Annotated in this window: 7 protein-coding genes; 2 read left to right on the plus strand and 5 right to left on the minus strand. The window is 75.1% G+C overall.

Annotated features, from left to right (window positions below):
• Positions 1 to 77: 77 nt before the first annotated feature.
• Both OO57_RS05525 and OO57_RS05530 read left to right on the plus strand, forming a co-directional pair.
• Positions 78 to 1,628 (plus strand): class I adenylate-forming enzyme family protein, encoded by a 1,551-nt coding sequence (locus tag OO57_RS05525; protein WP_234337228.1) that lies wholly within the window; start codon positions 78 to 80, stop codon positions 1,626 to 1,628.
• Positions 1,629 to 1,927: 299 nt separating this feature from the next.
• A complete protein-coding gene (locus OO57_RS05530; protein ID WP_033251123.1) occupies positions 1,928 to 3,496 on the plus strand; it encodes a class I adenylate-forming enzyme family protein in 1,569 nt (522 codons plus the stop codon).
• A 107-nt stretch (positions 3,497 to 3,603) separates the two neighbouring features.
• Here OO57_RS05530 and OO57_RS05535 read toward each other — a convergent pair whose 3' ends face one another.
• The 5 genes from OO57_RS05535 to OO57_RS05555 form a co-directional block, all read right to left on the minus strand.
• Complete coding sequence (locus OO57_RS05535) at positions 3,604 to 4,449, minus strand: arylamine N-acetyltransferase family protein (protein ID WP_051776635.1); 846 nt, start codon at positions 4,447 to 4,449, stop codon at positions 3,604 to 3,606.
• A gap of 169 nt (positions 4,450 to 4,618) precedes the next feature.
• On the minus strand, positions 4,619 to 6,538 hold the full coding sequence (locus tag OO57_RS05540; protein WP_033251124.1) for an anthranilate synthase family protein: 1,920 nt from the start codon (positions 6,536 to 6,538) through the stop codon (positions 4,619 to 4,621).
• Positions 6,535 to 7,164 carry an isochorismatase family protein gene (locus tag OO57_RS05545; RefSeq protein WP_033251125.1) on the minus strand — a complete coding sequence of 210 codons (630 nt, stop codon included), beginning with the start codon at positions 7,162 to 7,164 and terminating at the stop codon, positions 6,535 to 6,537. Before OO57_RS05545 ends, OO57_RS05540 begins: the two co-directional genes overlap by 4 nt.
• Before the next feature lie 50 nt (positions 7,165 to 7,214).
• Complete coding sequence (locus OO57_RS05550) at positions 7,215 to 7,985, minus strand: 2,3-dihydro-2,3-dihydroxybenzoate dehydrogenase (RefSeq protein WP_033251126.1); 771 nt, start codon at positions 7,983 to 7,985, stop codon at positions 7,215 to 7,217.
• Positions 7,986 to 8,161: 176 nt separating this feature from the next.
• Positions 8,162 to 9,319 carry a 3-deoxy-7-phosphoheptulonate synthase gene (locus tag OO57_RS05555; protein WP_033251127.1) on the minus strand — a complete coding sequence of 386 codons (1,158 nt, stop codon included), beginning with the start codon at positions 9,317 to 9,319 and terminating at the stop codon, positions 8,162 to 8,164.
• Positions 9,320 to 9,692 lie beyond the last annotated feature (373 nt).

The following is a 9,692-nucleotide window of genomic DNA, read 5'->3' on the forward strand; positions in this document are numbered from 1 at the left end:
GATGGTGCACTGCCGCCGTTCCGGAAGGCGTACAGGTGTTTCTTCAACGTATCGGAAACCGGGGAATCCGGCTCGGAATGCTGTTCGAGCGCGCCGCGGCGAAGCACGGCGCCAACGTCCTGATCCTCGACCACGACCTGGACGCGCTGCCCGAGCTGGAGCGGCGCTCGACCGTCGCGGAGGTGGCCGACGGGGTGGACGCGCTGGCCGCCCGGCTGTGGGCGGCGGGGGTCCGGCCCAACCGGCGGGTGGTGGTGCACAAGGCCGACGGCTTCGACATCACCCTGCTGGCGTGCGCGGCGGCCCGGATCGGCGCCGTACCGGTGCTGCTCTCCCCCGCGCTGGACGGTGCGACCGTCGCCGAACTGGTGCGCCGCACCGACCGTCCGTTCCTGGTCACCGACCAGGACAAGCTGGAGCACTCGCTGCCCGGGTCGGTCTTCGCGCTCGCCGAACGGGTGCTGCTGACCTCCGGCAGCCACCGGGACGCGCTGGAGCTGCGCTCGCTGGCGGGGGCGCCGCGGGTGCCCGCGGTCACCCTGGCGCCGGACCGCCCGGCCCTGATCACCCACACCTCGGGCACCACCGGGACGCCGAAGCTGGCGGTGCACACCGGGTTCAGCCTGCAGTCGCGCTACCGCCCGCAGGCCTCGGTGCTGGCCCCGCTCGTCCCGGGCCGGGAGACGATCGCGATCCACGTCTCCTTCGTGCACTCCCGGCTGTTCACCGCGCTGGCGATCTCGCTGCTGCGCGGTTTCCCGCTGGTGGTGCTGCGCGACTCGGACCCGGCGCACGTCGGCGACCTGTTCGCCCGCCTGAAGCCGGGCGTCCTGGAGGCGCACCCCAACTCCTTCATGGAGTGGGAGGAGTTGGCGGACGACCCGCGCGGGCCGCTGAGCAACGTGAAGCTGTTCAGCAGCACCTTCGACGCGATCCACCCGCGCACCGTGCACCGCCTGCTGCGGGCGACCCGGCGCCGCGCCCCGTACTTCGGCCAGCTGTACGGGCAGAGCGAGGTCGGCCCGGCGATCGTCCGCGGCTTCACCCGGCGCCGCACCCTGGACGACGACGGCCGCTGCGTCGGCATGCCGTTCCCGGGGATGACGGACGTGCGGGTGGTCAGCCGCAACGGCCTGCCGCCGTCCGCGGACAACCCCGGCTACATCGAGGTGCGCAGCGACGGGCGGATCGTCACCTACCTGGGCGAGCAGGACCGCTACGACGCGCAGGTGTCGAAGGACGGCTGGTGGCGGATGGGCGACGTGGGCTACCGCACCCGGTGGGGCTGCGTGCACCTGCTGGACCGCGAGGTCGACCTGATCGAGGGCTTCGGCAGCACGCTGGCCGCCGAGGACACCCTGTTCGGCCGGATGCCCGACCTCGCCGAGGTGATCATCATCCCGGGCCCGGACGGCCGGGCGGTGCCCGTGGTGTGCACCAAGGACGACGCCCCGCTGGACCTGACGGCCTGGCAGCGCGCAGCCTCCGGCCTGCCGCCGATGGCGGACCCGGTGCACCGGCGCCTGGAGGAGCTCCCGCGCACCGCGACCACCAAGATCAAGCGCCTTGAGCTGGCCCGCCACCTGGCCGCTGTTCCGCCGAACGATCAAGCGGCGAACCTGATCTGACGATCAGTCAGGCAGTCAGCCGACCGGACGGGTGCTCCCGCGCGGAGCACCACCGCCCCCGGACCCCGGCGCCCCGACTCGGCGGGGCGCCGGCCGGGCGGTCGCCCACCGATGCCCCGTGCGGCCGGTGGGCGGCCGTCCCATCTTCCTTGCCTCACAGGCGCGTTCGAGACGTCGGAGCCGTCGGAGCCGACGGAGCTGTCGGAGACGTCGGAGCCGACGTTGCCGGACCGCCCGACCGTCGACCGGGCCCCGTGCGGGGTGTGCGCCCGACGACCAACCGAAGGAGAGACGGAAGCATGTTCCTGCAACGCGTCGGCAACCGGGGCATCCGGCTGGGCACGGTCTTCGACCGCGCCGCCGCCCGCCACCCGGCGAGCCCGGTCTACCTCGACCACGACCTCGACATCGCCCCGCAGTTGGGCCGGCGGCTGACGCTGACCGAGGTCGCCGACCTGGTCGACGACTTCGCCTCCCGGCTGTGGGCGGCCCGGGTCCGGCCCGGCGAGCAGGTGGTGATCCACAAGTCGGACGGCTTCGACATCTCGCTGCTGGCCTACAGCACGGCCCGGGTCGGCGCCGTCCCGGTGCTGCTCTCCCCCAAGCTGGACGGCGCCACCGTGGCCCGGCTGCTGGCCCGGCTCGACCGGCCGACGCTGCTCACCGACGCGGCCAAGCTCACCGACTCGCTGCCCGCCGAGGTGTTCGAGCTGTCCGCGCGGGTGCTGACCGCCGTCGGCGAGCACCCGGGCGCCACCTCGCTCGCCTCGCTGGCCGGGGTGGAGCGGGTGGCACCGGTGACGGCCCCGCAGGACGGCCCGGCCCTGATCACCCACACCTCGGGCACCACCGGCCTGCCCAAGCTGGCCGTGCAGACCGGCATCACCATCCAGGCCCGCTGCCGTCCGCAGTCCGTCCTGCTGGCGCCGGTCGGGCGGCACGAGCCGATCGCCGTGCACGTCTCCTTCGTGCACTCCCGGATGATCAGCGGCGCCGCGCTGTTCGCGCTGCGCGGCCACCCGATGATCGTCATGCGGGACGACGCCCCGGAGCACGCCGCCGAACTGTTCTCCCGGATACCCCCCGGCGTCATCGAGACCCACCCCAACACCCTGCTCGCCTGGGAGGTGCTGGCCGACCACCCGGCCCGCCCGCTGGCCCGGGTGCGCTGCTTCAGCAACACCTTCGACGCCATCCACCCCCGCACCGTGGACACCCTGCTGGGCGCCTCCCGGCGCCGCCTGCCGTTCTTCGCCCAGACGTACGGCCAGAGCGAGACCGGCGCGATCTGCGCCCGCACCTGGACCAAGTGGCGGCGCGGCGGCTCCGACGGGCGCTGCGTGGGGCGGACCTTCCCCGGGATGAGCGAGGTCCGGGTGGTCAGCCGGGACGGCCGTCCGGTGACCGCGGACTCGCCGGGCCACATCGAGGCCCGCAGCGGCGGCCAGATCGTCACCTACCTGGGCGAGCAGGAGCGCTTCGAGGGGCAGTTCTCCGCGGACGGCTGGTGGCGGATGGGCGACCTCGGCTACCGGACCAAGTGGGGCTGCGTCCACCTGCTGGACCGCGAGGTGGACGAGATCCCGGGCATCAGCAGCACCCTCGCCCTGGAGGACGCGCTGTTCACCCGGCTGCCCGAACTGCTGGAGGTGATCATCGTGCCCGGTGCCGGGAGCGCCCCCGTCCCGGTGGTCTGCACCCGCGACGACCGTCCGCTGGACCGGGCCCGCTGGCAGCGGGCGGTGCGCGGCCTGCCCGACCTGGCGCCGCCGGTGCAGCGCCGCCTGGACGAGCTGCCGCACACCGCCACCACCAAGGTCAAGCGCCTGGAGCTGGCCCGGGAGTTGGCGACCGCCGAGGAGCACTGACGGCCCGGACGTGCGAAGGCCCCGCCGCGGTGGCGGGGCCTTCGCACGTTCGGGGCCCTCGCACGTCCGGGGCCCTCGCGCATCCGGGGCCCTCGCGCGCCCGGGGTTCAGTCGGCGGCGGGCAGCAGGCGCAGCACCGCGCGCAGCTCGTCCGGGCCGAGCCGGATGCCGAAGTCCTCGGCGAGAGTGTCGGCGCACTGCCGGTCGGTCAGCCGGACGGTCTCGACCCGGCCGTCGGCCCGTTCGACGGTGAGGGTCCGCCCGTCGAGGGTGAACCGGCGTCCGGGGGCGAACCGGGTGAGGTGGATCCGGCCGGTGAACGGGGAGCACGGGTGCGTGGCGGTGTAGTGGTTCATCACCACGCAGTCCGGCTGGTGCAGCGCGGGGCCGCTCTCGAACCGGTACAGCGGCAACCGGCCCGCGGTGTCCCGCAGTTCGAGGTCCCACTGGTCGGGGGCGGTGCCGGTGCGGCGCAGCAGGTGGCTGCGGGCGCCGTCCCGCAGCAGGGCGCCGTCGGCGAGCGGGAGCGGCTCCAGCGGGCCCTTGGCGCCGAACCCGACGTCGGCGAGGAAACGCCCGGAACCGGCCGCGACCACCAGCACCAGGTGGGTGCGGGGCAGCGGCCGGTCGATGTTCAGCAGGGCGCGGGCGGCGAGCCGGGTGACGCGGAAGCCGAGGCGTTCCAGGACGGCGGCGAACAGCAGGTTGTGCTCGAAGCAGTAGCCCTCGCGGCCGCGCCCGACCAGTTTGGCCTGCACCAGCTCCGGTTCGAGCGGCACCGGCCGCCCGAGCGCCGGGTCCAGGTTCCCGAACGGCAGCGCCAACTGGTGCGCCCGGTGCAGGCGGTGCAGGTTCTCGGCGGTGGGCGGCAGCGCCCCGAGCACCCCGATCCGCCGCAGGTAGGCCCCGGGGTCGACCAGCGCGGCCCCCCACTCGTCGCCCCGCTCCACCACCGGCCGCCCTTCCTGTCGTCCGTCCCGTCCCTCTCCCCTTCCTCCTCCCCCGTCTCCGCCCGCCCTACCGGACCGGGCCCGCTGCTACGCGCGGCAGCGCCGTGATCAAGCCACCGGCGCCCCGCGGGCCTCCCCTTCCCCGTCCCCCTCTCCCCTGCCTCGCCTCCCCCTACCGGGCGGGGACCGCGGCCGCGCGCAGCAGCCCGGCGATCAGGCCGCCGGTGATCCGCAGGCCGTCCTGGGTGAGGACGGACTCGGCGTGGAACTGCGTGGAGGCGAAGTGCGGGCCGCGCAGGGCGTGCACGTCGCCGGTGGCCGGGTCGCGGCTGACCTCGACGGTGCCGACTCCGTCGATCTCGACGGTGTCGTGCGGGCTGTGGGCGGCGAAGGTGTTGTAGAAGCCGACCCGTTCCGGGCTGCCGAACAGGTCGATCTCGCCCTGGACGCCCTGGTGGGGCACCGGTCGGCGGCGCAGTTCCAGGCCGAGCAGGGTGGAGAGCACCTGGTGGCTGAGGCAGACCGCGAGGAACGGGCGGCGGCGGGCCAGGAGTTCGGTGACGGCGGCGCGCAGGTGGGCGATCTTGGGGTCGCCGGTGCGGCGCGGGTCGCCGGGGCCGGGGCCCATCACGACCAGGTCGAAGCCGTCGAAGGCGTACGGTTCGTCGAACCGGCGGATCGTCACGTCCAGTCCGAGCGAGCCGAGTTGCTGGCCGACCATGGCGGTGAAGGTGTCCTCGGCGTCGACGACCAGCACCCGGCGTCCGGTGAGTTCGTCGTGCGGGCGGGCGCGGGCGGCGTGGTGGCCGAGCCAGAAGCCGGAGATGGTGCGGTTGCGCTGTTCGAGGGCGGCACGGACCTGCGGGTGGGCGGCGAAGCTGCGGGGCCGGCCGGTCTCCAGGGCGGCGAGCAGGCCGGCCGCCTTGGCGCGGGTCTCGGCGACCTCGGAGGCGGGGTCGGAGTGCCGGACGAGGGTGGCGCCGACGCCGATCCGGACGGTGCCCGCGGGGTCGATCTCGGCGGTGCGGATCAGGATCGCGGAGTCCATCTCGGGTCGGCCGTGCCCGTCGCGGCCGATCAGTGCGGCGACGCCGCTGTAGTAGCGGCGTCCGGCGGGTTCGTAGCGGCGGATGACCCGGGCGGCGCTCTCCAGCGGGCTGCCGGTGACGGTGGGGGCGAACAGCGTCTCGCGCAGGATGTCGCGCGGGTCGCGGTCGGTGCGGCCCTCGATCAGGTACTCGGTGTGGGCGAGCCGGGCCATCTCCTTGAGGTAGGGGCCGACCACCCGGCCGCCGTCGGGGCAGATCCGGGCCATCATCTTGAGTTCCTCGTCGACGACCATGTAGAGCTCGTCGGCCTCCTTGCGGTCGGCGAGGAAGTCCATGACGCCGTCGAGGGTGGGCCCGCCCGCGGGGTAGCGGTAGGTGCCGCTGATCGGGTTCATGACGGCGGTGCCGTCGTGGAGGCTGAGGTGGCGTTCGGGGCTGGCGCCGACGAAGGTGCGGTCGCCGGTGTGGACGAGGAAGGTCCAGTAGGCGCCGGCCTCGTGCTCGGTGAGGCGGCGGAAGAAGGCGAGCGCGGCGTGCGGGGTGTAGTCGGTGATCTCGGCGAGGAAGGTGCGGCGCAGCACGAAGTTGGCGCCCTCGCCGGTGCCGATCTCGTCGGCGACGACCCGGCGCACCAGGTCGGCGTACGCCTCGTCGTCGAGGTCGAAGCGGGCGCCGGTGAGGGTGGTGGGCCGGTCGGGGATGCGGGCGAGGGCCTGGGCGAGCGGGACGGTGGCGTGCTCGGTGACGGTCAGCGCGAGCAGCGGGGCGCCGTCGTCGGGGGCTTCGAAGCCGCGTTCGGCGATCTGCCGGTACGGGACCAGGACGAGGACCTCGGGGCCGGGCGGGCCGAACGCACCGGGGCCGAACGCACCGGGGCCGGTGCCGAACGGGACGTCGGCCAGGGTGGCGGGGGTGGTGACCTCGCCGAGCAGGACGTCCAGGGTGCCGGGGCCGGTGGTCTCGGGCCGGTGCAGGAGGGCGTAGGCGGGCGGCTGCTCGGCCGTGACCCGGTCGAGCAGCGCCTCGGCCGTCCGGTCGGTCATGCGAGCGTCTCCTTGGTGGTGGTGACCATCGCGCAGCGCGCGGCGGCGTAGTCGAGGGCGAGGCGGTGCGAGGCGGCGTCGAAGTCGGCGACGGCGTCGGCGACCAGGAACGGCCGGATGTCGTGGGTGAAGGCCTCGACGGCGGTCATCAGCACGCCGACGTGGGCGTAGACGCCGCACAGCACCAGTTGGTCGCGGCCGTCGGCGCGCATCCGGTCGAGCAGGTCGGAGCGGAAGAAGGCGCTGTAGCGCCACTTGGTGAGCCGCCAGTCGTCGGGGCCGGGGGTGAGCGTGTCGACCACTTCGCGGTCGGCGGGGTCGGTGCGCATGCCGGGGCCCCAGAAGTCCCGGAGCAGTCCGCGCTGTTCGGGCGTCATGTCGCCGGGCTGCGCGGTGTAGGCGACGGGCACGCCGAGCTCGACCGCCCGTTCGCGCAACTGGGCGGTGTTGTCGAGCAGTTCGCGTCCGGGTGCGGCGTCCGGCGGGAAGGGGCGGACGAAGTAGCGCTGCATGTCGTGGACGAGCAGGACGGCGCGGTCCGGGTCGAGGGTCCACGACACGGTGTTGGCGGGCAGGTCGCCCGCGGTCGGCATCGGGTAGGGCGCGATGGTCGGAATGCCTGCCATGGGTGGACGCTCCTGGGTGGGTCCGGTGAGGGGGTGGGAGGGGCCGCGGGTCAGGCGCCGAGGCCGGCGCCGCCGTCGACGGTGAGGTCGTGCAGGGTGATGTGGCCGGCCGCGTCGGAGAGCAGGAAGAGCACGGCGGCGGCGACGTCGTCGGGGGTGGCGAGCTTGTTCAGCGGGATGCCGATCCGGAACGCCTCGGGGCGGCCGCGCAGGGTGCCCTCGGAGCCGGTCTCGTCGTGCCACATCGAGGTGAGCATCGGGGTGTCGGTGGAGCCGGGCGCCACCAGGTTGCAGCGGATGCCGTACTTGGCGACCTCCAGTCCGAGGCTCTTGGTGAACATCGTGGCGGCGGCCTTGGACGCGGCGTAGGCGGCCATCTCGGCGCGCGGGGTGCGGGCGGCGTTGGAGGCGACGGTGACCAGGGCGCCGCGTCCGCGCGGGATCATCCGGTCGACGACGGCGCGGGAGACGTGGAAGACGCCGTTGACGTTGACGGCGAAGGTGGCCGTCCAGTCCTCGGTGGAGTAGTCGCGGACCTCGCCGAGGCGCAGCACCCCGGCGGCGTTGACCAGTTGGTCGATCGGACCGAGTTCGCGCTCGACCCGGTCGACGGTCTCGTCGACCGCCCGCCGGTCGCTGACGTCGGTCGGGTGGATGGTGACGGGGAGCCCTTCGGCGGTGAGCGCGGCCACCGCCGCGCGCAGCCCCGCCTCGTCGCGGTCGAGCGCGGCGACGGTGGTGCCCTGTTCGGCCAGGGCGCGGACGACGGCGGCGCCGATGCCGCCCGCGGCGCCGGTGACCAGGGCGATGGTGTCGCTCATGGCAGACCTCCTCCGGACCGGCCGGGGGCCGGACCGCTCGTGGACTGGTGGTGGGTCAGTGGTGGATCGGTGGCGGGTGCGCGCCCAGCGGTCGCACGCTCGGTGTCGCGCGCCGGGCGGTCGGCCGCACAGGCGCTCCGGCGCTCCGGCACTCCGGCACTCCGGCGGGCGGCGGCTCAGGCGCGCCAGGCGGCGACGACGGTGCGGGCCTGGGCGGGGTTGAGCCGGGGGTCGCAGAGGCTGGTGTACTTGTCGCCGACGTGCGCGGCCGCGGCGTCGTCGGCGCACTCGGTGACGTCGTCGGGGGTGGTCTCCAGGTGCAGGCCCGCGGCGGTGCCGCCGGCCTCGCGGACGGCGTCCTGGAAGCTCCGGACCTCGTGGGCGACGGTGGCGACCAGGCGGGTCTTCGGGCCGCCGGGGGCGGTGAAGGTGTTGCCGTGCATCGGGTCGGTGAGCCAGGCCGCGGGGTGGCCGGCGTCCAGGGCGGCGCGCACCAGGGCGGGCAGCCGGTCGGCGACCCGGTCGGCGCCCATCCGGGCGATCAGGGTGAGCCGGCCGGGTTCGCGGTGCGGGTCGAGCCGGGCACAGAGTTCGCGCAGCTGCTCGGGGGTGGTGCCGGGGCCGATCTTGCAGGCGACCGGGTTGGCGACGGCGGCGAGCAGGGCGACGTGGGCGCCGTCCGGGTCGCGGGTGCGTTCGCCGATCCACGGCCAGTGGGTGGAGCCGAGCAGGGTGGTGCCGTCGTCGTCCGTCCGGAGCAGTGGCTGTTCGTAGTCGAGCAGCAGGGCCTCGTGGCTGACCCAGACCGGCGGGCGGCGGGCCGGGTCGGGGCGGCCGAGGTGGGCGAGCGTCTCGGCGGCGGCGAGGTAGCAGGGCAGGATGCGTCCGGGGTCGGGGCGGCGCTGCTCGGGGTCGGGTTCGGGGCCGTTGACGAGGTGGCCGCGGTAGGCCGGGACTTCGCGGCCGTCGACGTGCTCGGTGGGCCGGGAGCGGGGTTTGGCGTACTGCCCGGCCAGGCGGCCGACCCGGAGGACGGGCAGGCCGCTGGTGGCGCCGAGGAGTCCGGCCAGGTCGTCGAGGAGGGCGGTCTTGCGGGCGACGTCCTCGGCCGTGCACTCGGCGGGGTCCTCGGCGCAGTCGCCGGTCTGCAGGACGAGGGCGCGTCCGGCGGCGGCCTCGGCGAGCAGGGTGCGCAGCTGCGCGGTGTCGGCGGGGTCGACGAGGGGCGGCAGGGCCGCCAGCGCGGTGCGGACGACGGGCAGCAGCGGGTCGTCGGCCCAGTCGGGCTGCTGGAGGGCGGGCCGGGTCGCCAGGGTGGGCGGGGCGGTGTCCATGGGTGTCTCCCAGGGCGTGGACGGTCCGGCTCGGGCGCGCGGGGAGGCGCGGGCGGGCGGCTCGGACGGGCGGCGCGGACGGGTGGCGGGCAGGTCCGGGCCGGGCCGTCCGGCGGTCCCACCGGCCGGGCTCGTGCCGATCCTGTGCGGTGCCACCGGTCCGGGCCAACGTCCGCCGCCGCATTCCGTCAGGTAACCGGATACTCCATCAGGTGACGGGAGACTCCGTCAGGTGGGCGGTGCGCGGGGGGCGGTGGGCGCGCAACGGGTCCGGCACCGTTCGGCGGTGGCCGAACGGTGCCGGTGGGGTGGAGCAGGGGTCGGACGGGGTGCAGCGGGGGCTGGCGCGGGGCGGAGCGGGGCGGGGTGGGGT

The organism is Kitasatospora phosalacinea, from assembly GCF_000717185.1.
Taxonomy (GTDB): domain Bacteria; phylum Actinomycetota; class Actinomycetes; order Streptomycetales; family Streptomycetaceae; genus Kitasatospora; species Kitasatospora phosalacinea_A.

Bases quoted from the DNA above. Each gene is read 5' to 3' on its own strand.
- OO57_RS05550 (WP_033251126.1), bottom strand. From the start codon at position 7,985: ATGAGCGACACCATCGCCCTGGTCACCGGCGCCGCGGGCGGCATCGGC.
- OO57_RS05555 (WP_033251127.1), bottom strand. From the start codon at position 9,319: ATGGACACCGCCCCGCCCACCCTGGCGACCCGGCCCGCCCTCCAGCAG.
- OO57_RS05540 (WP_033251124.1), bottom strand. From the start codon at position 6,538: ATGACCGACCGGACGGCCGAGGCGCTGCTCGACCGGGTCACGGCCGAG.
- OO57_RS05525 (WP_234337228.1), top strand. From the start codon at position 78: ATGCTGTTCGAGCGCGCCGCGGCGAAGCACGGCGCCAACGTCCTGATC.
- OO57_RS05545 (WP_033251125.1), bottom strand. From the start codon at position 7,164: ATGGCAGGCATTCCGACCATCGCGCCCTACCCGATGCCGACCGCGGGC.
- OO57_RS05530 (WP_033251123.1), top strand. From the start codon at position 1,928: ATGTTCCTGCAACGCGTCGGCAACCGGGGCATCCGGCTGGGCACGGTC.